29 protein-coding genes are annotated in these 26,304 nt (G+C 60.4%); 13 read left to right on the top strand and 16 right to left on the bottom strand.

The window, feature by feature from the left end; genetic code table 11:
• Positions 1–25 precede the first annotated feature (25 nt).
• Positions 26–559 (bottom strand): hypothetical protein, encoded by a 534-nt coding sequence (locus BVU99_RS13250; RefSeq protein ID WP_043135545.1) that lies wholly within the window; start codon positions 557–559, stop codon positions 26–28.
• Between the two features lie 486 nt (positions 560–1,045).
• Here BVU99_RS13250 and BVU99_RS13245 point away from each other — a divergent pair, with 486 nt between their 5' ends.
• Positions 1,046–2,161 (top strand): hypothetical protein, encoded by a 1,116-nt coding sequence (locus BVU99_RS13245; protein ID WP_235211355.1) that lies wholly within the window; start codon positions 1,046–1,048, stop codon positions 2,159–2,161.
• A gap of 3 nt (positions 2,162–2,164) precedes the next feature.
• On the opposite strand, the gene BVU99_RS13240 is transcribed toward BVU99_RS13245, so the two are convergent.
• The 5 genes from BVU99_RS13240 to BVU99_RS13220 form a co-directional block, all read right to left on the bottom strand.
• Entirely contained in the window at positions 2,165–2,869 is a 705-nt protein-coding gene (locus BVU99_RS13240) for a hypothetical protein (protein WP_043135546.1), read from the bottom strand.
• 16 nt (positions 2,870–2,885) lie between these two features.
• Positions 2,886–4,061, bottom strand: coding sequence for a hypothetical protein (locus tag BVU99_RS13235; RefSeq protein ID WP_043135547.1), 1,176 nt, complete (start codon positions 4,059–4,061; stop codon positions 2,886–2,888).
• Positions 4,058–5,344 carry a hypothetical protein gene (locus BVU99_RS13230; protein ID WP_099817536.1) on the bottom strand — a complete coding sequence of 429 codons (1,287 nt, stop codon included), beginning with the start codon at positions 5,342–5,344 and terminating at the stop codon, positions 4,058–4,060. The genes BVU99_RS13235 and BVU99_RS13230 overlap by 4 nt, the downstream gene beginning before the upstream one ends.
• 53 nt (positions 5,345–5,397) lie before the next feature.
• On the bottom strand, positions 5,398–5,922 hold the full coding sequence (cybB, locus tag BVU99_RS13225) for a cytochrome b561 (protein WP_089181662.1): 525 nt from the start codon (positions 5,920–5,922) through the stop codon (positions 5,398–5,400).
• 268 nt (positions 5,923–6,190) lie between these two features.
• A complete protein-coding gene (locus BVU99_RS13220) occupies positions 6,191–7,792 on the bottom strand; it encodes an ABC transporter substrate-binding protein (RefSeq protein WP_025301682.1) in 1,602 nt (533 codons plus the stop codon).
• A gap of 174 nt (positions 7,793–7,966) precedes the next feature.
• Here BVU99_RS13220 and BVU99_RS13215 point away from each other — a divergent pair, with 174 nt between their 5' ends.
• Positions 7,967–8,548: a flavin reductase family protein gene (locus BVU99_RS13215; protein ID WP_043135548.1), complete on the top strand. Its 582-nt coding sequence runs from the start codon at positions 7,967–7,969 to the stop codon at positions 8,546–8,548.
• Here the strand turns inward: BVU99_RS13215 and BVU99_RS13210 are convergent.
• Positions 8,545–8,925 carry a helix-turn-helix domain-containing protein gene (locus BVU99_RS13210; RefSeq protein ID WP_025301684.1) on the bottom strand — a complete coding sequence of 127 codons (381 nt, stop codon included), beginning with the start codon at positions 8,923–8,925 and terminating at the stop codon, positions 8,545–8,547. The two genes, BVU99_RS13215 and BVU99_RS13210, sit on opposite strands and share 4 nt — an antisense overlap.
• 84 nt (positions 8,926–9,009) lie before the next feature.
• Between BVU99_RS13210 and BVU99_RS13205 the strand changes: the two genes are divergently transcribed.
• A complete protein-coding gene (locus tag BVU99_RS13205) occupies positions 9,010–9,777 on the top strand; it encodes an NAD(P)H-dependent oxidoreductase (protein ID WP_043135549.1) in 768 nt (255 codons plus the stop codon).
• Here BVU99_RS13205 and BVU99_RS13200 read toward each other — a convergent pair.
• Positions 9,774–10,022, bottom strand: coding sequence for a hypothetical protein (locus tag BVU99_RS13200; RefSeq protein ID WP_019454278.1), 249 nt, complete (start codon positions 10,020–10,022; stop codon positions 9,774–9,776). The two genes, BVU99_RS13205 and BVU99_RS13200, sit on opposite strands and share 4 nt — an antisense overlap.
• A gap of 193 nt (positions 10,023–10,215) precedes the next feature.
• On the opposite strand from BVU99_RS13200, the gene BVU99_RS13195 reads away from it, so the two are divergent.
• Together BVU99_RS13195 and BVU99_RS13190 are read left to right on the top strand one after the other, a co-directional pair.
• On the top strand, positions 10,216–10,620 hold the full coding sequence (locus BVU99_RS13195; protein ID WP_099817754.1) for an Exc2 family lipoprotein: 405 nt from the start codon (positions 10,216–10,218) through the stop codon (positions 10,618–10,620).
• A gap of 108 nt (positions 10,621–10,728) precedes the next feature.
• Positions 10,729–11,370, top strand: coding sequence for a DsbA family protein (locus BVU99_RS13190; RefSeq protein WP_043135553.1), 642 nt, complete (start codon positions 10,729–10,731; stop codon positions 11,368–11,370).
• A 35-nt stretch (positions 11,371–11,405) separates the two neighbouring features.
• On the opposite strand, the gene BVU99_RS13185 is transcribed toward BVU99_RS13190, so the two are convergent.
• Entirely contained in the window at positions 11,406–12,128 is a 723-nt protein-coding gene (locus BVU99_RS13185; protein ID WP_060447665.1) for a phosphatase PAP2 family protein, read from the bottom strand.
• A gap of 222 nt (positions 12,129–12,350) precedes the next feature.
• On the opposite strand from BVU99_RS13185, the gene feaR reads away from it, so the two are divergent.
• Complete coding sequence (gene feaR / locus BVU99_RS13180) at positions 12,351–13,250, top strand: transcriptional regulator FeaR (RefSeq protein WP_099817535.1); 900 nt, start codon at positions 12,351–12,353, stop codon at positions 13,248–13,250.
• Between the two features lie 33 nt (positions 13,251–13,283).
• Here feaR and BVU99_RS13175 read toward each other — a convergent pair whose 3' ends face one another.
• Complete coding sequence (locus BVU99_RS13175; protein WP_099817534.1) at positions 13,284–14,783, bottom strand: aldehyde dehydrogenase family protein; 1,500 nt, start codon at positions 14,781–14,783, stop codon at positions 13,284–13,286.
• Between the two features lie 159 nt (positions 14,784–14,942).
• A complete protein-coding gene (gene leuE / locus BVU99_RS13170; RefSeq protein ID WP_004940625.1) occupies positions 14,943–15,581 on the bottom strand; it encodes a leucine efflux protein LeuE in 639 nt (212 codons plus the stop codon).
• A 237-nt stretch (positions 15,582–15,818) separates the two neighbouring features.
• Here leuE and ada point away from each other — a divergent pair, with 237 nt between their 5' ends.
• Positions 15,819–16,874: a bifunctional DNA-binding transcriptional regulator/O6-methylguanine-DNA methyltransferase Ada gene (ada, locus tag BVU99_RS13165; protein ID WP_099817533.1), complete on the top strand. Its 1,056-nt coding sequence runs from the start codon at positions 15,819–15,821 to the stop codon at positions 16,872–16,874.
• The gene (locus BVU99_RS13160; protein ID WP_060447663.1) at positions 16,871–17,584 is read left to right on the top strand and encodes a 2OG-Fe(II) oxygenase; all 714 of its coding nucleotides are present in this window, start codon (positions 16,871–16,873) and stop codon (positions 17,582–17,584) included. Before ada ends, BVU99_RS13160 begins: the two co-directional genes overlap by 4 nt.
• Here the strand turns inward: BVU99_RS13160 and tehB are convergent.
• Positions 17,579–18,442, bottom strand: a complete 864-nt coding sequence (tehB, locus tag BVU99_RS13155; RefSeq protein ID WP_060432526.1) for an SAM-dependent methyltransferase TehB — start codon at positions 18,440–18,442, stop codon at positions 17,579–17,581. The two genes, BVU99_RS13160 and tehB, sit on opposite strands and share 6 nt — an antisense overlap.
• 100 nt (positions 18,443–18,542) lie before the next feature.
• Positions 18,543–19,001 (bottom strand): GNAT family N-acetyltransferase, encoded by a 459-nt coding sequence (locus BVU99_RS13150; RefSeq protein WP_025301694.1) that lies wholly within the window; start codon positions 18,999–19,001, stop codon positions 18,543–18,545.
• A gap of 129 nt (positions 19,002–19,130) precedes the next feature.
• Here BVU99_RS13150 and BVU99_RS13145 point away from each other — a divergent pair, with 129 nt between their 5' ends.
• Positions 19,131–20,234: a DUF1615 domain-containing protein gene (locus BVU99_RS13145; RefSeq protein WP_099817532.1), complete on the top strand. Its 1,104-nt coding sequence runs from the start codon at positions 19,131–19,133 to the stop codon at positions 20,232–20,234.
• Between the two features lie 53 nt (positions 20,235–20,287).
• Here the strand turns inward: BVU99_RS13145 and BVU99_RS13140 are convergent, their stop codons facing one another.
• A complete protein-coding gene (locus tag BVU99_RS13140) occupies positions 20,288–21,967 on the bottom strand; it encodes a thiamine pyrophosphate-binding protein (protein WP_099817531.1) in 1,680 nt (559 codons plus the stop codon).
• A gap of 673 nt (positions 21,968–22,640) precedes the next feature.
• Between BVU99_RS13140 and BVU99_RS13135 the strand changes: the two genes are divergently transcribed.
• The 4 genes from BVU99_RS13135 to BVU99_RS13120 all read left to right on the top strand — a co-directional run bounded on the left by BVU99_RS13135 (position 22,641) and on the right by BVU99_RS13120 (position 24,797).
• Complete coding sequence (locus BVU99_RS13135) at positions 22,641–23,069, top strand: universal stress protein (RefSeq protein WP_025301697.1); 429 nt, start codon at positions 22,641–22,643, stop codon at positions 23,067–23,069.
• Between the two features lie 208 nt (positions 23,070–23,277).
• Positions 23,278–23,868 (top strand): lipid IV(A) palmitoyltransferase PagP, encoded by a 591-nt coding sequence (pagP, locus tag BVU99_RS13130; RefSeq protein ID WP_025301698.1) that lies wholly within the window; start codon positions 23,278–23,280, stop codon positions 23,866–23,868.
• A 126-nt stretch (positions 23,869–23,994) separates the two neighbouring features.
• A complete protein-coding gene (locus BVU99_RS13125) occupies positions 23,995–24,483 on the top strand; it encodes a DUF2501 domain-containing protein (RefSeq protein WP_043135570.1) in 489 nt (162 codons plus the stop codon).
• Between the two features lie 50 nt (positions 24,484–24,533).
• Positions 24,534–24,797: a DUF333 domain-containing protein gene (locus tag BVU99_RS13120; RefSeq protein WP_043135572.1), complete on the top strand. Its 264-nt coding sequence runs from the start codon at positions 24,534–24,536 to the stop codon at positions 24,795–24,797.
• Between the two features lie 37 nt (positions 24,798–24,834).
• Here the strand turns inward: BVU99_RS13120 and BVU99_RS13115 are convergent, their stop codons facing one another.
• Complete coding sequence (locus BVU99_RS13115) at positions 24,835–25,452, bottom strand: hypothetical protein (protein ID WP_099817530.1); 618 nt, start codon at positions 25,450–25,452, stop codon at positions 24,835–24,837.
• A gap of 106 nt (positions 25,453–25,558) precedes the next feature.
• Complete coding sequence (locus tag BVU99_RS13110) at positions 25,559–26,248, bottom strand: transporter (protein ID WP_099817529.1); 690 nt, start codon at positions 26,246–26,248, stop codon at positions 25,559–25,561.
• Positions 26,249–26,304: the final 56 nt, after the last annotated feature.

The following is a 26,304-nucleotide window of genomic DNA, read 5'->3' as shown; positions in this document are numbered from 1 at the left end:
AAGGGAAGCGCCGTTTTTCATTCCGTTACTGTTTCTTCATCATCATCTTGCCGCGCATCTCTTTACTCATCATTTTATTCGAGCTGGAGATCACGCAGTTATATTGCTTGCCTTGGTTGATGATCATAAAGGTGCTGACCGGATTTTTAAAATCTTTGTCGATGGTGAAATAAATATAGGCCTGCGGCAACGCGGCCGGTTTAAAGGCGCCGAAGGCATACACATCCGCCAGGCCCAGCGCGGAGAGATCGACCGTCAGTTCCATCGGCTGTTTGTCATTTGGCGATGGGAACATCGATTTGGCCGACATCATCATGGTGCTGCTGTTGATGCTGTAATCGGTTTTAACCTTCATGCCGATATATTTCGATTCCGGCATGGAAAGTTCTTTTTGGCAGGCGGCGTCGTGCTGTGGCGCCGGGCTGCCGTTTTCCATCACGGCGTGCACGTGTTCCAGCGTCACTTCCGCGCTGCCTGTGGTAGGCTGCGCATCGGCCGCGTAAGCCGCGCCGCTGAAGGCGGCCACAGAGGTAAGGATAATGCCCGTAACGATTTTCATTGTCGGTCTCCGGAATGCTAATAATGGTATTAATTGCGGTGTGTAGCCTATTGGCCCGATAAAATGCAAAGTGACCCGTTCCGCGGAGATAAAATACCCTCGGAATTTTTATAATTAATAGCGTTTCACCCACGCGGTATGCGAGGTTTGTTTAATTATATTGGGAGCCTTTCTCTTTTGTTTTTCAGTCTGTTTACCTGCATATAAAGAGTATGTATAAACATAGTCAATGTTTAGAATATGCACAAATTACTGCAGTTTTTTTTCCCTTTTATCTTTTGTTTTTTAATAGGGTTGCGAATATTGCATTGAGATACAGGGAGTTGTCTTTTCTACGTTCAAATCACTCTTTGAAGCGTTATTTATGTGATCTTTGTAGTCACAGAAATAACGCTGAAATTATTATCTTTCTATTTAACGGCTAATTATTCATGGCATAGGCTTCAACCCTTTGCGTTTCCTGCGCTAGAATCAGGCGGTTTTCTCGTGGAAAAGGATATCGCCATGGCCGCCTGGGCCTTTTTGATCGTCGGTTGGGGGTTGATTTGGCAGGATCACCCGATTTTCGGCGTGTTGTGCATCGCGCTGTTTGCCGTGCTGCAATGGGTGAAGTACGCCGCTAAAGGCGCGCAAGACCCCGAAGAGGCCGCAGAGTGGCGCAAAACCGACTGGCATTCGCAGCCGATTGAAATGGCGCACGCCGGCGACAGCGATCGGCAGATTGGCGGCGTGGGGGAGCTGGGCATGGGCGGCCCCAGTTTTTGGACGCTGCTGCTGCGTGACGGGGCGATTGTGCATGGCGCCTGTGCGGCGCCGCAGGACGTGGAGGGTGGCAAGCTGCGCCTGATCCCGACCCGCGGCCGCGAGGGTGAGGGGCTGACGGTGTACGAGCCTGCTGCCCGGGCGATGTATGCGCTGCCGGCATTGACCGATCGCGAGCAGGACGCGCTGGCCGCCGGCTCCGCCGAGGCGCTGGCGCGGCTGCGGGAGGAATGCCGGCAGGCGGAGGCTACGCCGTTGCACCTTGTGCGCGGTCTGTGGGTGCCGCAGTGGGTAGCGGATCCGGCCGATCGTCTGGAGATCGCCTTGCCCAACGGCCGGGTGCTGGCGGCGCGCTTGATGTTGCCGGCGAATCTGCGCCTGGCGGACGATCCTGCCGCGCTGCTGCACACGCCGCCTTATGAACTGTTGCTGGATAACCGGCCGACCGATCGCTTCGTGCGCGATCTCGAACGCGTGGCGGAATCCCCGGCGGGTGACGGTTTGAGCGTCGGCGGCTGCCAGTTCCGCGGCGAGCATATCGTCGATGGCCTATACCATCTCTACTTCGCCGGCGAGTGGTTCAGCCTGCTCTCGTATGCGCATAAACCGGCGGGCGGGCGCGGTTCGGACACCACCTTTTTCGTCGAGCGGGTCGAGCCGCAAGACGGCGGGGTGTTTGTGATTGAGTGGGATGCCTACAGCGTGGGGCCAGGCGGGCGTGAGCCGCGCGTGCCGGCCCCGCCGGTATTGGTTATCGCGGTGAGTTGGCAGGAAACGCCGCTGCAGTTGCCAACGGCCAACAACCGCGTGACCGTGCGCTTGCCCAACGCCGCGGCGTAAGGCTTAAGGCAGCACCCTGACTTCGCCGTCGTGCAAGGTCAGCACCGCGATCGGGCTGCCGGAGAAGCACTCCCTAAAGATCCAGTCGCTGGGCCGAAACGCCGCCGCAGGCAGCCCGGCCTGCCACTCCTCCCACTGCGGGGCCGGCCGATCCGGCGGCAACAAGAAGGTGACCAGCCAACCCGCTTCGCAGTGCACCCTTTGGCCGCTTGGACGGGTGAAGGTATGCGCACCTGCCAGCTCCATCACCGGCGGTAAAACCTCGAAGGCGATGATCGGCACGCCGGCCACGCTCTGCGCCTGAGGAAAACGCACGGCGGTCACGCCGTTCATCGTGATAGGGCTGTCTTCGGTGCCGGGCAGGCGTGGCTCCTGGCGGTTTACCCAACTGCCTTTCGGCAGCGTCGTTTCACCGAACGGCTTTGCCTCGTCGAGCGTCAAGTAGCTGCGTTGATTCCAACGATCTTCCGCCCGCTGGCTCTTGATGTCCTGGATGGCCATGCCGATCAGCATCAGCGCGAACGCCACCGGGTAGATCGCCAGCGCCGAGGCCAACAGATAGCCGCCCCAGGAAAGCGGCGGGCGCGGGCGGCCGCAGCGGGCGGCGGCGTATCGCCAGCCCCACCAGGCGAGCAGGATGCCGGCGAGCAGCAGGGCCAATAACAGCGCCAGCAGGCCGGCGGCGCCGGCGCCATAACCTAACAGCATGGCAAGTTCCTTATGTTCACGGCGTGGTGGAGCGATAGCGAACGAAGTAGGGCAGCGCCGGGATCTCCCCGTCATCGTCATAGTGGCTTTCTGGTTCGATCACGGTTTGGCGCGCGTCGTCGCGCCCGTTGTACCGGTACTCCAACGGCTGTCGGTAGTGCACGTCGGATGAGCGCAGATCGAAAATCAGCGAAAGACGCGCATCGCCGTTATCCGTTTGGGCGACCAGCTTATCGTTGCCCGCCCAGAGCTGATACAGCGATTTATCGCCGGTCTCCAGCAGCACCTTCAACTGCCCGTCGGATTGATAACGCAGAAGCTGATACAGCCCTCTGTCCAGCGTTTGTGCGATCAGGTAGATGCCGCCGTCCGGGGCTTGCGCGCTTTCCTCCACGCGCACCAGCAGCCAATGCATTTCAATCACCTCGCCGGTTTTACCGTTAACGGCGATGTGTAACGCGCCAGATCCGAGCACCGGGTTCATCCAGAAATGCACGCGGTCGCCATCAATGGCGGTGAATATCTCGGGTACGGATTTGCGCTTACCGGAGGCGTAAGCCGTCGGTGACTCCTCCTCGCCGCGCTCAAAGCCCAGCAGCTGCCGCGCGTCCAGCAGCGCCGGCAGATCCAGCGTCTGCCGCCAATGGGCGCCGAAGTCCGGGCTGTAGAATACGCCTTCGGTGCTGATGAGATACAGCGCGCGTTTTCCCGGTTGCGCCACCAGTTTGCCGCCGACAAAGGAAGGCCGGTTGTCGTCGCCCTCCGGCCAGGGGATCAGCGCCCCGATGGTACCCCGTTGCACATCAACCAGCCTGCGGCCCTCAGAGAGAAAAAGCACGCACTCCTGCTCGCCGCAAACCGCATCGTGGATCAAGTCGTCGAGTTCCCCCAGCATTTGTAACCCTTTTGGGCCGGCAAACAGCACCTGGCTGAGGTAGTTGGCCGCCCAACCGTAAAAGCTATTGTACGCGCGGTCTTCACTTCTTTTGCTGGTGAGCAGCAGGGCGCCGTCCGGCGCCGGGTAGCTGTGGATGAGATCGTAACGGGCTATCGTCGGCAACGCCTGGTCGCCCCGAGTCCATTGCCACTGCGCATAGCGTTGCTCAGGGGCGAGCAAATAGACGCCCAGCGCGCTGGCTAAAAACAGCGTCAGGATAATAAGGGGTCTTTTATAAAGCGCTAACGTCATCATTTCAGCTCCGTCACCTGAGCCTGCCGCCACAACCTGCGGCGCAGATTTCGCAGGTATTTAAACGTTTTAAACGTGCGGTGCTGGTCAAAAGAGTACAGGCGACAGATCTGGGCGAAACCCTCGATCAGCAGCGCCAGGCCGCTGACCATCAGCATCAGCAGCAGAATAATCGGCGGCAATTCACTGCCGAGGCGCTTCAGGGTCCAGGCATCCAGGTAAAAGCCCGCCGGGGTATCGGCGTTATCCACCACCGTCATGCCGAGCACAAAACACGCCACGATTGCCCCAAAAATGAAGACAACGCGCGCGCACAGGTTAAGGCCGGCTTCGGTGAAGTAGCGGCTGCCGCCGATGAGATAGGTTTGGCGATCGCGATGATTGATGATCCCACGCACCGTCGGCAACTCGGGGACGGTGTCGTTTTCGCAATACAGCACCTGCAGCGGATCGCCTTTGGCGATGAAAAGCGGATGTTGCCGACGAAATACTGGGTGCAGTTTGGTATTGGGGACGTTGAGCGCGCGGGTCGTCAACGCGAAGTGCGTCTCCTTCTGACGCCACGCATAAGTGTCCAAATACTGCACCTGCCGCGGGATCTCATAGTGGCAGAGTTCGTAGCTCAGGGCGTTGACCGTCTCTATGCCGGAGGCCTCGACGCCCTCGGGGAGGGGGAACTCGGTTTGTGGCGTTGCGGGCACTGGCGCGGCGTCTGCGCGGACGGCCCGGTATCTGATGCCGGGGATTTTCAGGCTGAGCGAGCCGGGCGGCGTGACGTCTTGCCCCTGCAGCACGCGATCCAGCGCTCTGAGCAGGCGCCTGCGGCCGCGGTGCGCAATCAACAGGAGCTCCGAACCGACGAACAGCACCATGCCGATGCCGATAAGGCCGGCGATGATGGCGATAAAGAACAGGACGATGGTCAGCCAGGAATCTTCCCGGTCCATGATGAAAAAGGCCGCTGGGAAACCGCCGGCCAGCGCCGCGCCCAGCAGCAGCAGGGCGAAGTATTTCAGCTTATATTTCAGCGTTCTGTCAGGCTCCAGCAGGCCTTTCGTGCCGTGCAGCAGCCAGTGCAGCCAGTAGCTGCCGTCCCGCAGGCGGTGGGCGCCGATCTTCACCCGATCGCCGGCGGCGAGCCTGGCCAGCAGATTTTCGCTGTCGCTGAAGTCATCGCGATAAAAAAAGAACGTCTGGCCGGAGGCGATGATCCTCACCAGATTGTCGGGCGCCGTCTGTTGGCAAGCGCATTGCTCGACGGTCACATGAAAAAATTGGGTTTGCATATCATTCCCTGTCAGCAGGCGTGGTCCGAAAATTCATCCCTGGCGCCGGATGGTCAGCGCTTTTTCATCAGTGGCAGCATGCGCACCAGCGCATTGTCCTTGACGATATAGTGGTGGAATAGTGCGGCGGCGGTATGCAGGCCGATCAGCCAGTAGCCGAATGACGCCAGCGTTTTGTGCCAGCCGATAATCGCCCGCGCCTGCGGCCGATCGGCCACGTCGGCGAACGGCATCGGCAGGCCGAATAGATACCACTCTTTGCCCCCCAGATAGCGCGAATAGACCCCCAGCACCGGCAGCGTCAGCAGCAGCAGGTAGATCAGGGTGTGCGTCAGGTGCGCCAGGCCGGTTTGCCACTTCGGCGGTTTGGGCGCGATGGCGGGCGAGGGGTGGCGCCAGCGCAGGAACAGGCGGGCGATCATCAGCGCAAATACCGTTACGCCGCAGCTGAAGTGGGTGACAACCAGCACGTACCAAGGGGCGCTGCCCGGTTCGGCCAAGCCGCGCAGCTCGATGGTGACACAGGTGATGACCAGCAGGATCGCCACCAGCCAGTGCAGGCGAATTTGCCACGGCATGTAGGTGTTCTGCACCGGGTTACCTTTTGATGTTAAAGGGTCTGTGCGTCGATGGTAACGAAATGTTACATCAGAGGAAAGCGCGTGCGCGCAATTTAGGCAAAACGCCAGGTTCAGCTTGCTTATTAAGCTATTGGTTTAGTGGGATATGCGTCTGGTGATAGGTGGGCGCCGTAAGTTATGAAGCTAATAATGATAGGTTCAGAGGCTGGCAGCTTATTAAGCGATGAAGCGGGTTGCGCCGCAGTCCGCGCTGCGGCGCCTAAGATCAGTTCAATTTGGCCTTGGCGAAATCGCTGCCGTTCACGTCCACCACATAGCCGCTCAGGTTGCTGCGGGTGGCGTAGAACACTTTGCCGGTGGCCAGCGGCAGCCACGGCGCCTGTTTGGCGAAGATCACCTGCGCCTGTTGATACAGCTTGGCGCGCGCCTGCGGCTGGTTCTCCTGGATCGCCTGCTGGATCAGCCGGTCATAATCCTTATCGCACCAGCGTGCCACGTTGGCGCCGCTCTGCACGCCGGCGCAGCCGAGCAGGGTGGCGAAGTTGTCCGGATCGCCGTTGTCCGACACCCAGCCGTACAGCGCGCTCTGCTGCTCGCCTTTGCGCAGCCCGGCCAGGTACTGACCCCACTCCCAAGTGACAATCTTGGCCTTCACGCCCACCTTCGCCCAGTCGCTTTGGATCATCTCGGCGATGCGCTTCGAGTTCGGGTTGTAAGGGCGCTGTACCGGCATCGACCAGATGTCGGTTTCAAAGCCCTGTTCCAGCCCGGCCTGCTTCAGCAGCTCGCGCGCCTTCTGCGGATCGTAGGCGTACTCCGGCAGTTTGTCGTTGTAGCCCAGCATGCCCGGCGGCAGCAGTGAATTGGCCGGCGTGCCGCTGTCTTTGAACACCGCGGCGACGATCGCTTTCTTGTCCACCGCGTAGCTCAACGCCTGACGCACCAGCAGGTTGTCGAACGGTTTTTTCTGGGTGTTGAACGCCAGATAGCCGACGTTCAGCCCGGTAATGTCGTGCAGCTGCAGGTTGCCGTCGGCCTTGATGGCGGCGAACTGTTCCGGCAGCGGCGCGGGGATGATCTGGCATTCGTTGGTTTTCAGCTTGGCCAGCCGGGTTTGCGGATCCGGCGTGATGGAGAAGATGAGGTGCTTGCTGGCCACTTCGCCCTGCCAGTAGTGCGGGTTGGCGATGTAGCGGATCAGCGAATCCTGCTTGTACTGCTGCAGCGCAAACGGCCCGGTGCCGATCGGCCAGTTGTCGACGTATTCCGGCGTGCCCTTTTTCAGCATGGCGTCGGCGTATTCGGCGGACAGGATCGAGGCGAAATCCATCGCCCAGTCAGCGACGAAGGCGGCGTTGGGCTGGCTCAGCGTGAAGCGCACGTGATGCTCGTCCACCGCTTCCACCTTGGTGATCAGCTTATCCAGGCCCATGTCGGTGAAGTATTCATAGTTGCCGCCGGAGACCTTGTGATAAGGGTTAGCGGGATCCTTCTGCCGCATCACGGTGAACACCACGTCTTCGGCGTTGAAGTCGCGTGTCGGGGTGAAGTATTTGTTGCTGTTGAATTTCACGCCCTGGCGCAGGGTAAAGGTATAGGTCTTGCCGTCCGGGCTGACGCTCCACTCGGTGGCCAGCGACGGGGCCGGGGTTTTATCGCTTTCACGCAGCGTCACCAAGCGGTTGTACAGCACCTGCGAGGTGGCGATAAAGGTCGGCCCGGAGCTGGAGAGCTGCGGGTTGAACGATTCCGGCGAGGCGACGGTGCAGTACACCAGCGCATCGGAAGCGGCCAGCGCGCCGCCCGCCGACAGCAGGCCGCAGCCGGCCAGCACCAATCCGGCGATAGGGTGTTTTAAAAACGTCAAGGCAAGATCCTCAGGTGGAGTGGGCCGTTACCGGCGAATTGATCTAACTATAGATAACGGATGGCGAGACGGGGAACAAGCGTCTCACCTGCGCATTCTGTGCGCCCCGCGTTGCCTGCCGCCGCAGCGCAGATCTACACTGCGGGACAATCAGTCACTCGCAAGGATTTCCCGATGAGCCACTTTCGTCCTGTCGCCCTCGAACACGCCAGCCGCCTGCTGAACCACGGCCCGACGGTATTGATCACCAGCCGCAGCCACGACGGCGCCAAACGCAACGTGATGGCCGCCGCCTGGTCGATGCCGGTGGAGTTCAGCCCGCCGCGCATCGCCATTGTGGTGGACAAAGGGGCGCACAGCCGGCAAATGATCGAGGAGAGCGGCGCATTCGGCATTTGCGTGCCGGCGGCCATGTTCATCGACGCCACCTACGCGGTTGGCAGCGTGTCCGGGCTGGATGAAGACAAGTTTGCCCGCTTTCACATCGCCGCAGCGCCGAGCGCCACGCTGCAGGTGCCGCTGATCGAACAGGGTTGCGTGGCGTGGCTGGAGTGCCGCTTATTGCCGGAAAGTGGCGCACAGGAAAAATACGACACCTGCTTCGGTGAGGTGTTGAGCGCGGCAGCGGACGAGCGGGTGTTCCAGCAAGGGCGCTGGAACTTCACCGCCGCCAATGCGGATCTGCACACCATTCATCATCTGGGGGCCGGCAACTTCGTGCGCAGCGGCGAGACGCTGCGGGCCAAACCGCTTTAATCGGCCTCGCGCCCGCGGTCGGCATCATAGCGCTCGCGGGCGGCGTCCAGCTCGGGGAAATGGTATTCCGCCCATCGGTCCAGCGCCGCCAGCGTCTCGACCAGCGAGCAGGCGACGGCGCTGAGCCGGTATTCAACATGCGCCTGATTCTTTTCACTTAAATCTAGCCGTTCGAGCAGCCCGTTGCGTTCCAGCTGGCGCAGCGTTTGCGTCAGCACCTTCTGCGAAATGCCGTCGATGCGGCGCAGCAGCTCGCCGTTGCGCATCGGGCGCTGCGCCAGCGCAGGCAGGATCAGCATCACCCACTTGCCGGAAATCAGCGCCAGCGCATCGCGTGCGGAACACTTGCTCGAATAGACGTCGCCGGGATAAGCCATTGGGGGTTACCTTCAGGTGCGTAATTGCCAAGGGGACGATAAAGCCACAGCATAACAGCACCACCTTACAACGGGAGACACAGGATGAACGTGCTGATTGTGCTGGCTCACCCCGAGCCGCATTCTTTCAATGCCCATTTGGCCGAACAGGCGCGGCAGGCCTGGCTGGCGCAGGGGCATCAGGTGAAAACGGTCGATCTGTATCAGGAGGGGTTTGATCCGCGCGAGGGCGCCGGCCATTACCCCAGCAGAAAGCAGGTGGACCGGTTCGATGCGATGCAGGAGCAGCGCCATCACTGGACGATCCAGGCGCTGCCGGCGGAGATCCGGCGGCATATCGAGCTGTTGTGCTGGGCGGATACGCTGGTGCTGCAGTTCCCTTTCTGGTGGTTCGGCGCGCCGGCCATCATCAAGGGCTGGATGGATCGGGTGTTCGTTTACGGCGGGATCTACGACAGCCGCCACCGCCATGAGAACGGCGTGATGCGCGGTAAGCGGGCGCTGCTGACCGTGACCGCCGGCGCTTCCGCACAGGCCTGCGCGCCGAACGGGCGCGACGGCGATATGCGGCTGATGCTGTGGCCAATCATGCATGCGCTGCACTATATCGGCTTTAGCGTGCTGGAGCCGTTCCTGGTCTATGGCGTGCGCGGCGGGTTGGCGGGCGAAGCTCTGCAGGCGCAAAATGCCGCTTTGGCACAGGTGACACAGACGTACCGGGACGGTTTGAACGCGTTTTCCACCTGGCCGGCGGTGCCGTTCAATCGCAATGAAGATTTTGACGCCGATCTGGCGTTGAAGCCCGGCGCGCCGGTCTACAGTCCGTTCGTGCGGCACCGCGATCCGGATTAGAACCCGGCCTTCAGCAGTTCCTCGCGCAAATCGTCGATAATCGCCGGTTCGATGTCGGGGAACTGTTGCTGAATATCGGCGATGGCTTCGGCCACGCTGGGGCCGGCGAAAGTGCCGGAGAAGGGCAGCAGCGGCAGATTGGCGTCGCTGTCCGGCAGTTCGCCGCGGATGGTGCCGGTGATCATGCCCGCTTTTTTTTCCGCCGTGAGGTCGTACTCCCCCACGTTTTTGTCGATCGGTTTCATTGGCCGCCTCGCTGTCGGTGAGTGTTTACCCTGTTCTGTTAAAGCATAGTGTTTCAGGCAATGAATACCAATCAGTGTATATAATATTAATATAAAACAATGTGATGCGTTTTTTGTCGTTTGACGTTTGCCGGGTGGCGGCGCTATGCTCGTGGCGCTAAAGGAACCTTCCTCACTGACAGGGACAGACGACATGAAAAGACTGAAAAGCGCGGCGCTGTTGTTGCCGCTGGTGGCGCTCAGCGCCTGCACCCATCACCTCAGCAGTGCCGAGCAGCATGCCAAACACTACGTTTATCAAACTCGCGACGATTTTGATCCGCAATTCCGCACCGATGTGAACGGCAGTATTAAGAACGCCGTGCCGATGTTCGAACAGTTCTACCAGCTGGGGAAAAAGGATCGCGCGGCAGGCGTGGCGCGCAGCGAGGCGCAGAAAAAGGCCGATTACCTGGCCAGCACGGAGTTCCAGCAGAACATGGAACACAAAACCATTTTCATTAATCGCGCCTACAGCAGCGCCGACAATCCTAAGCGCCGCCAGGTGCTCTCACAGGAAGCGGTAGGTGCGTACTGGGACGGTTACGAAGGTCGCTGAACATAATCCCTCACAAATAGAAGGTAATAAAAACTGGTCTTCTGGCGGTTATTTGATTATAAAAACCGCCGCTAAGGACGATGTTCATAGATGAAACCAGGAGTGTTTATGTTGGCAAAAGTTAAGCGTTCGTTCGCCGCCGCCGTCGTATTGATGTTGGCGCTGCCTGCGGTTCAGGCCGCGGATTACCGTGCGGGCGAGCAATACACCCGGCTGGATAAGCCGGTGGCCGCCGCGCCGGCGGTGGTGGAGTTCTTCTCCTTCTACTGCGGCCCTTGCTATCAGTTCGCCGATACCTATCGCGTAGGCAGCACCGTGGCGCAGGCGCTGCCCGCCGGTGAGAAAGTCACCAAATATCACGTCAGCCTGATGGGCAAACTGGGCAATGAGCTGACCGAAGCCTGGGCGGTGGCGACGGTGCTGGGCGTGGAAGACAAGATTGAAGGGGCGATGTTCGACGCGGTGCAGAAACAGCGCGCCGTCAACGGCGCCGACGATATTCAGCGGGTGTTTACGGCGGCCGGCATCGATGCCGCTACCTATGAAAACGCGCGCCACAGCCTGCTGGTCAAAGGATTGATCGCCAAGCAGAACGAAGCGGTGAAAGCATTCGAGGTGCGCGGCACCCCGTCGTTCTACGTGGCCGGCAAATACAAGATAGACAATGCCGGCATGGCCAGCACCAGCGTTGAAGGCTACGCCAAAGAGTACGCGGCGGTGGTGCGTTACCTGTTGGACAAACAGCCGTAAACCGGGCCGTCAGGGCCCGGTGCTAGCCGCCGGGTCTATTTCGCCGCGGGTAAATCCAGCGCCTGGCGCAGCTCGTCGCGTGCTTGCCGGTACTGCTGCTGGAAATCCTGCTGCTGTGAAAGCTGCTGGCTGATCACACTGCCGGCGATGCGGCCCATCTCGATATCGGAAGGGTAGTGGATCCCCGCCACCACCCGGTTGTCGCCGTATTGCCAGGCGCGCGTCATGATGGCGGCACGCTTCTCCGGCACCATATTGGCCAGGGTGATGCCCATCAGCGTGCCCAGCGTGGTGTGGCCGGAAGGCCAGGAGCCGGAGCTGGAGCGCTTGACGATCGGCTCGATGCGGCTGTCCAGCATATGCGGGCGCGGGCGCTTCCAGAAATCTTTCGCCGGATCGACCACCGCCGCTTCGGTTGCGACGATGCGATCGAAGAAGGCGCTCACGGCCGGCAACGCTTCGGCGTTGAACTTCGGCCCCATCACGTTGCTGTATACCCAGACGTTCTCTTCCGCATCCGCCTTAGCCTGGCTGGCCATTTCCGGCGTGCGTTTCTGCTGCATGTCGAGCACTTCCCGCAGTTCGCGCTGGGTCTGCGCCGAGTCGTTGGCCGGCGGCGGCGGCAGGATGTGGGTCAGATCCACCTGCTGCGCGGTGGTGAACGGTTGGGCTTCCTCTGCCGCCTGCGCATGGAACGCGGCCAGGGCGCTGGTGGTAAACAAACACAGCGCTAAAATGGATTTCTGCAACGATTTCATCGGGTCATGTCCAGGGAGTCAACGTGAAGGGGGAACAGCCTGTATTTTTGGCGAGGCCTGTGACGATGAGATGACGGTTTCGTGGCGGATTGATGACGGGCGCCCGATGATCTGTGATCGCGGCGCCAAATCCCCCGCTCGCCATTGATTGTGTGTTAACGGATTGTTATGGTGTTTTTCTGTTCAACGGCGCAGCACCGCTGCTGTTTGAAGGGAGAGATCATGACGGCATTGGCAACGCTCCGGGACGTCGGCTTCGAAGAGTGGCTGGGGAAAATCAACACCGCCTGCGGCCGTTTCTGCGCGAAAACGTTGGGGCCCGGCTTCAGCGGGGCGATGCAGGAGTTTCGCGCCCATGTCCTGCGCCTGAGCGTGGTCGACGTGTCTCAGGCCCGGCTGTACCGCACGCCGAGCGAGATCGCCCGCAGCGATGGTGCGCACTTTTTCACCGTTTTCCAGCTGCGCGGCAGCGCGTTGATGGAGCAGGGCGATCGCCAAACGGTGCTCTCTCCCGGCGACATGACGCTGATCGACGCCTCACGGCCCAGTAGCTTCACCTTCCAGCGCGATTCGCGCCAAATCTCTCTGCTGATGCCGCGCGGCTGCCTGCCGGTGCCGCCGCCTTGCGCCCAGCGTCTGGGGGCCGAGCTCAGCGCGGTGCGCCTCAGCCGCCAGCTGGTGCTGAGCAGCATGCAGGATCCTCAGCTTGCCGCGGCGGAAAGCGAGGCGGTGCTGAATGCGCTGGCGGCGCTGCTGCGCCCGGCTCTGGCGCTCGAGCAGGCGCGGCCGGAGGGGCAGCAACCGGTCTTTGACAAGGCGCTGGCATTGATCGACAGGCATATTCAGTCGGCGCAGCTGCGCCCTGAGTGGGTGGCGGCCGAGTTGGGGGTGTCGTTACGCAGCCTGTATCGGCTGTTCGCCCGTCAGGGGCTGGTGGTGGCGCAGTACATCAGGAACCGCAGGCTGGATCTGTGCGCGCAGGCGCTGCGCAGCGCCGCCGGGCAGGAAAAACTGGCCGGCGTCGGCCTCGACTGGGGCTTCACCGATCACAGCCATTTCTCGACCGCTTTCAAGCAGCGTTTCGGCATGTCGCCGAGCGAATACCGTCGGCAGTATCAGTAAATCAGGGCGCGGGCCAGGCCCGCGCCGCTTCACTCAATAGCGGATGCAGACCGATTTCGATTCGGTGTAGGCATCCAGCCAATCCGGGCCGAAATCACGGCCGCTACCCGACTGTTTGAACCCGCCGAACGGCATGTTCGGGTCGATCAGCGTATGGGTGTTGACCCACACGGTGCCGGCCTGAATGCGCGGCGTCAGCGCCATCGCCTGCTGCAGGCTGGTGGTCCACAGGCTGGCGGTCAGCCCGAAGTCGGTGTCGTTGGCCTTGCTCAAGGCCTCTTCGGCGCTCGCCACCCGAATCAGGTTGACCACCGGGCCGAACACTTCCTCGCGCGTCAGGTTCAGCCGATCGTCCGGGTTGATCACCAGGGTCGGCGGAATGTAGAAGCCGTTGGCGTCCGGCCCGGCCGCGCCGCCGATAAGCTCAGCGTTTTTCGCCCGGGCGTCGTCCAGGTAGGCCGCCACCTTGTTGCGGTGCGCGAGCGACACCAGCGGGTTGATTTGCGCGCCGGTATCCATCCCCGGCCCGACCGACAGCGATTTCACCGCCTGTTCGAATCCGGCCACCAACCGATCATAAATCGGCGCTTCAATATAAATTCGCGAGCTGGCGGCGCACACCTGCCCCTGATTGAGGAAGCTGCCAAGCATCAGGCCTTCGATCACCTGCTGCGGATCGGCATCTTTCAGCACGATGGCCGGGTTTTTGCCGCCCAGCTCCAGCGTTACGCGGGTCAGGCGATCCGCCGCCGAGCGCGCGATGCTTTTGCCCACCGGGGTGGAGCCGGTAAAGCTGACTTTGGCGATCAGTGGATGTTCGGTCAGCGCTTTGCCGCACACGGTGCCGCAGCCGGTGACCACGTTGAACACGCCCGGCGGCACGCCGGCTTCGCTCGCCAGCTCGGCGATGCGCAGCAGGGTGAGCGGGGTGGTTTCCGACGGCTTGATGACGATGGAGCAGCCCGCGGCCAGCGCCGGCATCACTTTCCACATGCCGATCATCAGCGGGAAGTTCCAGGGCACGATGCCGGCGACCACGCCGATCGGCTCTTTACGGGTATAAACCTGATATTTGGCGCCCGGCGGCATCGGAATAGAGACGTCCAGCGTTTGACCGGTGATTTTTGTCGCCAGCCCGGCGGTGTAACGCATCCAGTTCAGGGTGCTGCCGACTTCGAAAGCGCGGGCGATGTTGATGGATTTGCCCTGCTCCAGGGTTTCGAGCTGCGCCAGCTCCTCGGCGTGCTGCTCCACCAGATCGGCGAAGCGCAGCAGGATACGCTCGCGCTCGACCGGCAGACGCTGCGCCCAGACGCCTTCGCTGAAGGCTTTGTGGGCGGACTGCACCGCCAGTGCGACGTCGTGTTCATTGGCGTCGGCGGTGGTGGCGATCTGCTGCCCATTGGCGGGGTTATACACCGCCAGGCGGCCTTCCGCGGCGGACGCGCGCCACTGGCCGTCGATATACAGCCCATGCTGACGATCGAGAAAACGCGATACGCTATCCAGCACGGCTACGGTATTGTCAGACATACATCCTCCGATCAGGCTCATCAGGTTATCGTTAACCCTGCAAGTCTAGATCAGCGGGAAAGCGGCGGCTTTGGTCTGCCTGACATTCGGTTTGTCCTGCGTGTCATTTTGCCGTGACGGAAGGGTAAACCGAGGCCGGCGGGCGCCGGCCGGGAGGGATCACGAGCTCAGGGTCGCCAGACGGGTGGCGAAACCAAGGAACAGCAGGCCGATCAGGCCGTTGCCGAGCTTCGCCAGGCCTTTCTTGTGATTGAAGAAATGCGCCAGCATCGCGCCGGAGAAGATCAGCGTGCTCATGTAGATAAAGCTGACGGCTTCGAGGATCAGCGCCAAAATGGTGAACGACAGCCCGGTGTGCGCATAGTTGAAATCGATGAACTGCACGAAGAACGACACGTAAAACAGGATCGCCTTCGGGTTGGTCAGGCTCAGCGTCAGCGATTTTCGCAGAATGCTGTGGCCGCCCTCAATCTGCTGCTGTTGCGCCTGCGCCTTCTGCACGAAGGTGGCGTAGAGGATTTTTGCGCCGAGGAACAGCAGGTAAATTGCGCCGAGAAAACGCACCAGGGTAAACAGGAACGGCGTGGTGCGGATCAGCGACGCCACGCCGATATAGGCGCAGAAGATCAGGATCGCATCGCCGATAAACACGCCCAGCGCGGCGGTATAGCCGGCGCGCACGCCGCGCGATATGCCGGTTTTCAGCACGTACAGCGTATTCGGCCCCGGCAGAATGATGATGAAGACCACCCCGGCCAAATAGGTCCATAAATTCAGGACGCCAAAACTCTCTAACACAATAACCTCTCCATGCGCGCAACTAACAGGCAAAAACACTGGCCACGCCCGTGGCCGGCCGCGATCCTAACGCTGTGCAACCGGGTTGGCAACGTAATAAACTTCATGTTGTTGGTTAAAAATTGTCGAAACATTGTTGAAAACGTCGGCGCCGAATTAAAAAGCAAGAGTCGGCGTGTTTCGCCAACGGCCCGTCACTATGCTGGTTAACATCGAAACCGCAGTGAGGAACGGATGATGAAAAACGTAATCGACAGCGCCGATCCGCGCTGGCTGGCGATCGTCAGCCGCGACAAGCACGCCGACGGCCGCTTTATCTACGCGGTGAAAACCACCGGCGTGTATTGCTCGCCTTCTTGCCCGTCACGTCAGCCGAATCGGCAAAACGTGGAGCTGTTCGACGATGCCGAACAGGCGGAAGCGGCGGGCTATCGGCCCTGCAAACGCTGCCGGCAGGGGCTGACGCCGTTGACGGAACAGCATGCGCGGCAGATAGCCGAGGCCTGCCGCTATATCGAACGGGCGGAGAAAGCGCCGTCGCTGCAGACGCTGGCGCGCCACGTCGGGTTGAGCCAATACCATTTCCACCGGCTGTTCAAAGCGATCACCGGCCTGACGCCGAAAGGCTACGCCGACGCGCAGCGCAGCCAACGCTTGCGCACCGGCCTTACGCAGCAGGAAACGGTGACCGACGCGATCTTCGACGCCGGCTATGGCGCCAACGGCCGCTTCTACCAACAAGCCAACGCCGCGCTGGGCATGACGCCGAAGGCCTACCGAGCCGGCGGCAAAGGCATGCGCATTCATTTCGCCGTCGGGCGCTGTTCGCTGGGCGAGATCCTGGCGGCGCAGAGCGAGGTGGGCATCTGCGCCATTCTGCTGGGGGACGATGCGCAGCAGCTGGTGCAGGATCTGCAGGACAAATTCCCCAACGCCGAGCTGATCGGCGGCGACGCGCAGTATGAAGCGCTGATGGCGCAGGTGGTGGGCCTGATTGAAGCGCCGGAGAACGGGTTGGCGCTGCCGCTGGATATTCGCGGCACCGCGTTTCAACAGCGGGTCTGGCGGGCGCTGCAGGCGATACCGGTCGGCGAAACCGTCAGCTATGCCGATATCGCTCGGCGCATCGGGGCGCCCAAAGCGGTGCGCGCGGTGGCCGGCGCCTGCGCCGCCAACGTGCTGGCGGTGGCGATCCCCTGTCACCGGGTGGTGCGCAACGACGGCGCCTTGTCCGGCTATCGCTGGGGCGTCGAGCGCAAGAAAGCCTTGCTGGAAAAAGAGGCGCAGCGATGAGCGGCGCGCTGGCGGCGCGGCTGGCCGAATTGGACTGGGCGGCCATCGAGTGCGAACTCGATACGCAAGGTTGCGCGCGGTTGCCCAGCGTGCTCAGCCAAGAGCTGTGCCGCGAGCTGGCGGCGCTCTACCCGCAGGATGCGCACTTCCGCAGCCGCGTCGTGATGGAGAAGCACGGTTTTGGCCGCGGCGAGTACCGCTATTTCACCTATCCGCTGCCGTCGCCGGTGGCCGAAGCGCGCAGCCTGATGTATGCGCGGCTGGCGCCGGTGGCCAACCGTTGGAACGCCTTATTGGGCCTGGCGGTGCGTTATCCCGCCGACCATGAGGTTTACCTGGCCGAATGCCACCGGGCCGGCCAACGGCGGCCGACGCCGCTGCTGTTGCGTTACGAAGCGGGAGATTACAACTGCCTGCATCAGGATCTGTACGGCGAGCGGGTGTTTCCGCTGCAGGTGGCATTTTTGCTCTCCGTCCCCGAGCGGGATTTCACCGGCGGCGAATTCGTGCTGACCGAACAGCGGCCGCGGATGCAGAGCCGGCCGGAGGTGGTGCCGCTGCAGCAGGGCGACGCCGTGGTGTTCGCCGTGCATCATCGGCCGGTGGCGGGAGTGAAAGGCTACTATCGGGTCAATCTGCGCCACGGCGTCAGCCGGATACGCGCCGGCCAACGCCACACGCTGGGGGTGATCTTTCACGACGCGCTATAGCTTGCGCGCTAGCAGGGTGGCGAAGCGCAGCGAGATGCGGTTGCCGTTGGCGTCGGTCTTGTGCAGTTGGCCGACGTCCTCGTTGTATTTGAGGATCTCCCAGTCGCGATAATAATGCTTCAGCTCACCCGGGCTGAAGGTGAACGGGAACGGCAGCGGGCAGGGATAATCCTCGGTATCCATCGCCGCCACGATCAGGTTATGGCCGCCGCGCACGGTGCTGTCCTGCATGTTTTGCACGATAGGCGGGATCTGCTGCCGCTCGAGGAACATCATTACCACGGTGGACAGGATGAAGTCGTAGTCGCCGCTGAAGCGATGGGTATTGAGATCCTGCACCCCGGCACTCAGGCGGGTCAGCTGCTCGGCGTCGACGATCTGATTGAGGCGGGCTATCGACGGCGCGTGCTTGTCCCAGGCGGTGACGTCGAAACCTTTCAGATTGAGATAGAGCGAATTGCGCCCGCCGCCGCAGCCCAGATCCAGCGCCTTGCCCGGCGCGATGCGCGCCGCCGCTTCGATCACTTCGGAGTGGGTGCGCGTCAGTTCGTATTTCTTGTGGTAGTAATCTTCCGGCGTGCAGTAAAACGCCAGCCGGCAGGTCATGTCGTCCGAAAAGGAAACGATGCGATGCCACTGCTGCGGTGCGATAAACGGCGGCTGGCTTTCGGGGCTGAACTGCCAGGTCTCGGTGGTGGCGCCGTCTTCGGTCATCATGGCGAACGTCAGGTTCCCGCTCAGTACGGTGAGCTTCGCCCAGGTGCCGCTCTGGGTGTTGTGGCGCTGGCGGAAGGCCGCCGGCAGCGTGTCGCTGTTCCATTCTGGCAGGGTTTTATAGCAAAGCAGCTGCTGCTCCATAGGGGGCTCCTCTGGCTGGGCAAGCAAAGTGATTTATATGATGCATATAAAATACATCTTTATTCGTCATTTGAAAATCCCGAGCTTCGCAAACCTATTGCTACAAACGGCGGCGCATACGGGTGGTGACCGCATCGAAACCTAACTTGGAATACAGGCGCGCGGCCGTCGGATTATCGTTGAACACCGTCAGTTCGGCATATTCCGCCCCCTGTGCTCTCGCCGCGTCCAGCACCGCATTTAGTACCCGCTCGCCATAGCCTTTGCCACGCCAGGCGTGCGTCACTTCAAAATCATAGATAAACAGCTGCTTACCGAAGGTTCGTTGCTCAATGGCGTACCAGACGGTGGCGATGCTGTCCTCGACATTCGGCAGCCTCGCGCATACCAACCGTTGGCCGGGCATCGCCAGCCCTCGTTTGAAATTGGCTTCGGCCTCGATCAACGCGTGTTCCTGGCTGAGCTGAAACGAACGCGCCAAATCGTCTGCGTAAGCCTTTACCCCGTATTTACGGTAGTGATCCAGTTCCTGCGCCGTCATTTCTTTGAGTTCGATCATTTTGTTCTCCCTGCGTTGTTGGGTATTTCCCGGCCCACCTGTGCGGCGGAACGGGTATATTTATACTGGATTGTGCGCGGCGGCTGGGCTAATTTCAGTGCTGTTCATGTCATCACGTTCAGGGAAAAGATGCCGATACTTCGTTTATTCCACCCGATGCCCTTCCGTTTGCTAAGCCTGGCCGCGCTGCTGGCGCTGGCGGGCTGTACCAGCAAAACCACCACCACGGCACCGGCGGCGCGCCCCGCCGACGTCAAAGCCCGGCTGATGACGCTGATCCCGGCTAACGCCGGCGATCGGCAGGGCTGGGCTACCGATATTACCGCCGCCTTCGCCGCGCAGGGCATCGAGCCGAGCGATGAGAACCTGTGTTCGGTGCTGGCGGTGACCGAACAGGAGTCGACGTTCCAGGCTAACCCGCAGGTGCCGGGGCTGCCGAAGATCGCTTGGAAGGAGATCGACCGCCGCGCCGATCAGATGCACATCCCGAACTTTTTGGTGCACACCGCATTGAAGATTTCGTCGTCGAACGGCCAGAGCTACAGCGAGCGGCTGGATAAGGTGCGCACCGAGAAGGATCTGAGCGATATCTTCGATGACATGATCGACCGCGTGCCGATGGGGCAGAAGCTGTTCGGCCATTTAAATCCGGTACATACCGGCGGCCCGATGCAGGTGAGCATCGCCTTCGCCGAGGCGCACGCCAAAGGGTACCCTTATCCGGTCGACGGCTCGATTCGCCGCGAAGTTTTCAGCCGGCGCGGCGGTATGTACTTCGGCATTATGCATTTGCTGGGGTACCCGGCCGATTACAGCCGGCCGATTTACCGCTTCGCCGACTTCAACGCCGGCTGGTACGCCAGCCGCAACGCGGCGTTCCAAAACGCGGTCAGCCGGGCGAGCGCCATTCCGCTGGCGCTGGACGGCGATCTTATCGATTTCGGCAGCGACAAGCCCGGTTCGACCGAGCTGGCGGTGCGCACGCTCGGCAAGCGCCTGAACATGAGCGACAGCGCCATTCGCCGGGCGCTGGAGAAAGGCGACACGGCCGGCTTTGCCGACACCGAGCTGTATAAGAAGGTCTATGCGCTGGCGGGCGGCAAGCTGCCGCGTGAGATGCTGCCGGGTATCCAGTTGGAGAGCCCGAAAATCACCCGCAAGCTGACCACCGCCTGGTTCGCCAAGCGGGTGGACGAACGCCGCCAGCGCTGCATGGCGCGCGCCGGCGGGTAACGGCATAAAAAAACGCCGCCGGTTTCCTGAACCACCGGCGGCGCGATCGCGCATCAGGCGCTGCGACGCGGGTTGGTCAGGCCAAAGTTAAAGCTGTTGCAGCGGTTACAGAACTCTTTCATCACCGGCGGCGTGTCCATCATCGGCACTTTCACCTCGATAAACGCCAGCCGATCCTGCCGCGAGGCGTGTTCCAGGGCCATTTCCAGCTGTTGCGTGGTTTCCACCGCCACGCTGAACGGCTGCGCCTGGGTATTCAATACCGCCGGCAGTTTGGCGTAGTCCCACGGGCTGATGTCGTTGTAAGACGAGTTTTCGCCGAGGATATAGCGTTCAATGGTGTAGCCGTCGTTGTTGATCAGGAAGATGATCGGCTTTTGCTCGCAGCGCAGCAGGGTAGACACTTCCTGCGCGGTGAGCTGGAAGGAGCCGTCGCCGATGAACAGCAGGTGGCGGCGCTCCGGCGCCGCCATCAGGGTGCCGAGCAGCGCCGGCAGGGTATAACCGATCGAGCCCCAAATCGGTTGGTTGACCACCTTGACGCCCCCTGGCATGCGCATGCCGCCGATGGCCGCGCCTGAGGTGCCGTTTTCCACCACTACCACGTCATCCGCCTGGATGAAGCGTTGGATGCGTCGCCACAGATAGGCCTGGTCGATAGGCGCGTCGCTCGGCGTCGCCAGCTTCTCACGGGGATCGGCCAGCGGTGATAAACGCTGCGCCGGCGCGTCTTCGCTCAGATCCAGCAGTGCCTGCAGCAGATCCGCCGTCGCTACCGCTGGGTAGGAGGTGTTGTCCAGTTTCATCGAAAACGGCTGAATATCCACCTGAGCGGCGGCGGGAATTTGCTGCGAGAAATAGCCGGTGGTGGAGTCTACCAGACGTACGCCGAAGCTCAGCACGCAGTCCGAGTGGGCCATGTGTTCATACAGTTCGGGGCGCGACAGATTGCCGCTGTAGCCGCCCATCCAACCGGCGGTGTTTTCCGGGATAATGCATTTGGCGGTGGGCATATTGGTCAGCGGAATGGCGAAGCGGTGAGCGACCGCGATGACCAACTGCTGCAACTGGTAGCGATCCACCATTTGATCGACCAACATGATTGGGCGCTGTGCGCGTTTGATTTTGGTTAACAGCGCCATCGCCGCTAAGTGCACATTGTATTTATCGCTGGCCGGTAATTGCGGTGCCGTCGCCGCCGCGGCGATTTCAATTTCCACATCGCAAATATCCGACGGCAGCTGTAAATACACCGGTTTCTTCTCTATCCAGGCGCGGGAAATAACGCGTGGTATTTCTTGTGCGGCATTTTCCGGCGTGATCAGAGCCTGAGCGACGGTGAATTGTTTAAAGCAGTTCATGACGTTGTCGAAATTCCCATCGCCCAGGGTATGGTGCAAGAGCTGATGATTCTTCATCGCATGCAGCGGCGGCGTGCCGGCGATGCAGATAACCGGCGAAGATTCGGCATAGGCCCCGGCGATGCCGGACAGCGCGGCCAGATCGCCGACGCCGTAGGTGACGATCAGCGCGCCGGCGCCTTTCATGCGGGCGTAACCGTCGGCGGCGTAGGAGGCGTTCAATTCATTGCAGTTGCCGACAAACGCCAGCCGCTCGTCGTTTTCCAGCAGCTCCAGCAGGCTGAGGTTATAGTCGCCGGGCACGCCATAAATACGATCGACGTTCAGGGCGTGAAGCTGTTGCAGAATGAATGACCCGATAGTTATTTTCATTGATTGCTCCGGATTATTTATCTTTATTTTGTCAGGCGAAAATCAGCAAAAATAAATTGCTGGCGATGTTGTGTCGTTAGCATTAACAGTTATTTAAAGTCTCAGCTTGTTCAAGATAAGGGGGGCGGCCGGTGAATAGGCGGTTTGTATTCGGCGCTTTACGCGATTGAGTAATGCATAAAAAGTAGGGGTATTGGATATTGGAAAGAGACGGTATTTTTCATTGTCGGTATATCGCTAGAGAAGCGGCGGCGCATTGGCATTTATCGTGATGCAGGGTGAGTCATCCGGTACTTTTGACGCCGCGTTAAATCCCATCGGGTGGCGTAACGCTTTTTGCCTGGGAAAGAAAAGCAGAACCTGGCGTAAAGGGGGATTTTGGTGATCCGCCGCACGCTTATTTCATGAAACCACCTTGTAACCAATCAAAAACAAAAAATTAACAACGATCGTTTTTTGTCCGCCTTTTTTCGTCAGCTTTGCTTTACGGGCCTGCAGTGCGCGCCACGTCGGGCCGGCGCTAAAATGTGCCGTCACGGGCATTAATATAACGTGGTGGCCATCACATTCCGTAGGAAGTGATACGTAAACTTTTCTCTACGTGCGCGCAGATGGCGTATACCTACCAGAGGGGATGATGTCCCAGCGGTACTGGCCTGTGGGGGGAACTGCGATGAAAAGCTATCGACATATTCTGGTACTGATTCATGATGAGCGTGACGGGCTGCCGTTGCTGCGTCAAACGGTGGCGATGGTGCGCGGGCTGCCGATTGCCCTCACCGTCGGCCACCTTAACGCCGACTACGCCGAGCTGGAGTACGGCAGCGATGCGCTGGTCAAAGATCGCCAGGCGCAGGAGGTGATCGCCGCCAAGGCGATGCTGAGCCGGCTGGTGAGCGCCGTCGAGGCGCCGGTTGCGGTCAAGGAAATCGTCACCATCCGGCGCTTTAAGGACGTGAGCGATTTCATTCATCAGGCTGGCATCGATCTGGTGGTGGTCGGGCACCAAAACCGCCTGTTCGGCCTCTATTCCTCATATTCTCTGGAATTTGTGAACCGCCTCGATGTCGATGTATTGGTCAAGCACCTGGCCCGCGAGTAGCGAACGACAAAGCGGACTTTTCCCACGGTTTTGCCCTCCTAAAGGCGATAGCATAGGGGAAACCGGTGCAACCTGTTAAAAATTATTGGGAATATTCCGGTGCTAAACTTAACCAAAGCACAACGGGCGTTGGATAAATTAGATACAGCTTGATCTTGCCTGGGCTATCGGTAAGAATCTGCGGCCGTATTTTTACAGGAGCTTTACGATGTTTCTCAAACGGACTCTTTTGGCATGTTCTCTGGCGTTGATATTTCCTGCACTGCCTTCTTACGCTGAGGTTGGTACAGAAAGTGGCAATACCGCACAGGCTGAAAAACCGGGTCTATGGCAGCGTTTTACCGATAACGTGGCGGAGACCTGGAACAACTCGCCTAACCACGATCTCTATATCCCGGCCATCACCTGGCACAACCGTTGGACTTACGATGATGAACATATCGATAAGTACAACGAGCGCCCGTGGGGCGCCGGTTACGGCATCTCCCGCTACGACAGCGACGGTGACTGGCACGGCATCTACATCATGGCGTTCAAGGACTCCTTCAACAAATGGGAGCCGATCGGTGGTTACGCCTACGAGAAGATCTGGCGCCCGCTGGATGACAAGGATTTCCGCCTGGGGCTGGGCTTCACCGCCAGCGTCACCGCGCGCGACAACTGGAAATACATCCCTATTCCGGCGCCGCTGCCGCTGGCCTCTATCGGCTATCAGCGGCTGACGTTCCAGGCGACCTACATTCCCGGTACCTATAACAACGGCAACGTGTTCTTCGCCTGGCTGCGCTGGCAGTTCTAAACTTCCTGAATTCCGAAAAACGGCGCGGTGGCGAGATAAAAGGAACTTGTCGCCGTCGGCGGCGTCGGAAGGGTATCCCGGCGCGCTGCGCCGATCGCATGCCGTTATTACAGGAGTTTCACCACTATGATCACCAAACATCGTTTACTGCTGGCCTTGGCGCTGTCCGCTACCCTGGCCAGCGGTGCCTCCCAGGCCGCCGGGCTGATGGATTCCCTCAGCAGCGCGGCGGGTGAACTGAGCAAGTCGGGCGGCGATAGCAGCAGCGGCATGTCACTCTCCTCGTTGACCGGTCTGCTGAACGGCGGCGACAAGGCGCTGAGCTCCAGCAGCATGACCAATGCCGCCGGTATCCTGCAGTACTGCGTGAAAAACAACGTGCTGTCGGCTAACGGCGCCGAAGGGGTGAAAGATCAGCTGCTCAGCAAGCTGGGCATCACCAGCACCGAAAACGCCAAGAGCCAGGATTATCAGCAGGGCCTGGGCGGCTTGCTGCAGACTGGCGAAGGCAAGAGCCTGGATCTGAACAGCCTGGGCACCTCGCAGATCACCGAGAAGGTGAAGCAAAAAGCCTGCGATCTGGTGCTGAAGCAGGGCAAATCCTTTATTTCATGATGAGCGAACGGCGGAGCGCTCCGCCGTTCGTTTTTGCATAAGCTGAAAAAATGAAAAAAACGTTGATGCTTTCCCTGCTGGCAGGGATGACGATGTTGCAGGGGTGTTCCGTGAAATCCAACGAGGCGCCACCACCGCCGCAGGTGAAACCGATCGGCATGGCGAACCCGGCCGACGTGTATTGCACCAAAATCGGCGGCAAGCTGAACGCCAAAGAGAATGCGGCAGGCCAGTATTCCACCTGTACCTTGCCGAGTGGGCAGGAAATTGAAAGCTGGGAACTGTTCCGCCGCGATCATCCGGTGAAAAAGTAACCCTATGCGGCGCCGGCTCTTTCTGCCCGGCGCCCGATCAGAATTGGCGATCGCCTATAGATTGCAGCTGCAGGCTGCCGTCCTTCTGTAGCGTCAGCGGCATGCGCCAATCGCGCTGTTTATCCAGGTTAAACGGCCGGGAGCGGAACATGCAGCCGGTCTTGATGTTCTTGATTTTCATCACGTGTTCCGCGTCCGCATTGATTTTTACCTCGAAGCTGCCAGCGGGCGGAATAAAGACTTCCGCCAGCTGCTGCGGCGCCGCCGGCGTTTCCAGCTTGACCAGCACCGCGAAATCGTTGTCCTGATTATCCAGCGTCAGCCGATGCAGACCGGTCGCGGGCAGCCTGGTCGGCTGATGCAGATAACCGGCTGAGGCGGGCCACGGCTGGCCGGCATTGTCGTGCAACGGCCCACCGCACTGTTCACGCGCTTCGCGCAGCGGCATTTCGCGCTTTATTGCGCGGTTGTAATCGGCGGGGGCGGCGAGGCTGAATTCATCGTCATACTGGTGGGCGCGCAGATAGCGCTTGGCGCCGAGCACCGCGATGGCGACCAGCATGAAGAACAAAAATATCCTCAGGCGATTTTTAAAAATCAGCCCGAACAGCTTCCCGGGGAGTTGAAACAGCCACCTTGCGATCGTCAATAACATCGTTTTCCCTTTACGCCCAAGCCGTTACGTCTGCGGTAACTTCGCTTGCCACAGTATAGCCAAAGCGTTGCCATCGGGCGGCATACGCCATGAAATTCCCGTTTTTTTACCCCAAACCTTCCTCTAGCAACAACAGCAGCAGGAAGCCGGCAAAGAACATCGCGGTGGCGAACGGTGTCTCTTTCCCGCCCTCATGCGCTTCGACCAGCAACTCCTCGGTCACCAGGTAGAGCAGGGCGATCAGGCCAAAGGCCAAAAAGGCGGTCAGCCAAAATGTGCCCAGCATGGCCACCGGCGCCCCCAGCAGGCCACCGATGGGCAGCAGCAGCGCCAGGCCGACTATCGCCGCCATGGCACGCAGCCGCCTGCCGAGAAAGTCTTTCAAATCGCCGACGATCGATAATCCGAGGAACAGCACTTCCAGCGTTAACGCCAGCGTCAACAGCAGGCCGGCTTTGGCGCCGGCCGCGAAGGCAATGCCCAGCACCAGCCCATCGATAAAGATATCGACGCCGACCGCGGCGATAAAACCGACCGGCCCCTGCGCTTTTTCACCCAGCCGCCGAACCAGCAGCATTAACAGCACCCCCGCAACGCCGCCCAGCAACACCGCCACAGGCGACTGCTGCTTGAGATCGGGCAGGATTTCGGTGGCGGCGGCGGCGAAAACGATGCCGGCGGTAAAGTGATGGATGACGCGCATTGCGGCGTCACCGGGGCGGCGATAGAGCGCCACCGCTGCGCCGACGACGGTGGCTGCGGCGGGAAACAGCGTATAAAGCACGGCGGAGGTCATCGCGTCATAATCCCTTAATGGTGATGTCACTTTCAGTCTAGATGAGCACTGCCGCT

The organism is Serratia sp. OLAL2, assembly GCF_002752475.1.
GTDB classification, from domain to species: domain Bacteria; phylum Pseudomonadota; class Gammaproteobacteria; order Enterobacterales; family Enterobacteriaceae; genus Serratia; species Serratia bockelmannii.
This window is presented reverse-complemented; position numbering and strand designations above follow the sequence as displayed.

Coding starts and splice junctions, on each gene's coding strand:
- BVU99_RS13135 (WP_025301697.1), top strand. CDS start 22,641: ATGAAAAGCTATCGACATATTCTGGTACTGATTCATGATGAGCGTGAC.
- BVU99_RS13150 (WP_025301694.1), bottom strand. CDS start 19,001: ATGATCGAACTCAAAGAAATGACGGCGCAGGAACTGGATCACTACCGT.
- BVU99_RS13185 (WP_060447665.1), bottom strand. CDS start 12,128: ATGAAATCGTTGCAGAAATCCATTTTAGCGCTGTGTTTGTTTACCACC.
- BVU99_RS13160 (WP_060447663.1), top strand. CDS start 16,871: ATGAGCGGCGCGCTGGCGGCGCGGCTGGCCGAATTGGACTGGGCGGCC.
- cybB (WP_089181662.1), bottom strand. CDS start 5,922: ATGCCGTGGCAAATTCGCCTGCACTGGCTGGTGGCGATCCTGCTGGTC.
- BVU99_RS13230 (WP_099817536.1), bottom strand. CDS start 5,344: ATGCAAACCCAATTTTTTCATGTGACCGTCGAGCAATGCGCTTGCCAA.
- BVU99_RS13250 (WP_043135545.1), bottom strand. CDS start 559: ATGAAAATCGTTACGGGCATTATCCTTACCTCTGTGGCCGCCTTCAGC.
- BVU99_RS13235 (WP_043135547.1), bottom strand. CDS start 4,061: ATGATGACGTTAGCGCTTTATAAAAGACCCCTTATTATCCTGACGCTG.
- BVU99_RS13115 (WP_099817530.1), bottom strand. CDS start 25,452: ATGTTATTGACGATCGCAAGGTGGCTGTTTCAACTCCCCGGGAAGCTG.
- BVU99_RS13200 (WP_019454278.1), bottom strand. CDS start 10,022: ATGAAACCGATCGACAAAAACGTGGGGGAGTACGACCTCACGGCGGAA.
- BVU99_RS13210 (WP_025301684.1), bottom strand. CDS start 8,925: ATGGCTTATCCCGGCGACGTCTATTCGAGCAAGTGTTCCGCACGCGAT.
- feaR (WP_099817535.1), top strand. CDS start 12,351: ATGACGGCATTGGCAACGCTCCGGGACGTCGGCTTCGAAGAGTGGCTG.
- BVU99_RS13110 (WP_099817529.1), bottom strand. CDS start 26,248: ATGACCTCCGCCGTGCTTTATACGCTGTTTCCCGCCGCAGCCACCGTC.
- BVU99_RS13175 (WP_099817534.1), bottom strand. CDS start 14,783: ATGTCTGACAATACCGTAGCCGTGCTGGATAGCGTATCGCGTTTTCTC.
- BVU99_RS13120 (WP_043135572.1), top strand. CDS start 24,534: ATGAAAAAAACGTTGATGCTTTCCCTGCTGGCAGGGATGACGATGTTG.
- tehB (WP_060432526.1), bottom strand. CDS start 18,442: ATGGAGCAGCAGCTGCTTTGCTATAAAACCCTGCCAGAATGGAACAGC.
- BVU99_RS13140 (WP_099817531.1), bottom strand. CDS start 21,967: ATGAAAATAACTATCGGGTCATTCATTCTGCAACAGCTTCACGCCCTG.
- BVU99_RS13205 (WP_043135549.1), top strand. CDS start 9,010: ATGAACGTGCTGATTGTGCTGGCTCACCCCGAGCCGCATTCTTTCAAT.
- BVU99_RS13195 (WP_099817754.1), top strand. CDS start 10,216: ATGAAAAGACTGAAAAGCGCGGCGCTGTTGTTGCCGCTGGTGGCGCTC.
- BVU99_RS13215 (WP_043135548.1), top strand. CDS start 7,967: ATGAGCCACTTTCGTCCTGTCGCCCTCGAACACGCCAGCCGCCTGCTG.
- ada (WP_099817533.1), top strand. CDS start 15,819: ATGAAAAACGTAATCGACAGCGCCGATCCGCGCTGGCTGGCGATCGTC.
- BVU99_RS13145 (WP_099817532.1), top strand. CDS start 19,131: ATGCCGATACTTCGTTTATTCCACCCGATGCCCTTCCGTTTGCTAAGC.
- BVU99_RS13190 (WP_043135553.1), top strand. CDS start 10,729: ATGTTGGCAAAAGTTAAGCGTTCGTTCGCCGCCGCCGTCGTATTGATG.
- pagP (WP_025301698.1), top strand. CDS start 23,278: ATGTTTCTCAAACGGACTCTTTTGGCATGTTCTCTGGCGTTGATATTT.
- BVU99_RS13125 (WP_043135570.1), top strand. CDS start 23,995: ATGATCACCAAACATCGTTTACTGCTGGCCTTGGCGCTGTCCGCTACC.
- BVU99_RS13240 (WP_043135546.1), bottom strand. CDS start 2,869: ATGCTGTTAGGTTATGGCGCCGGCGCCGCCGGCCTGCTGGCGCTGTTA.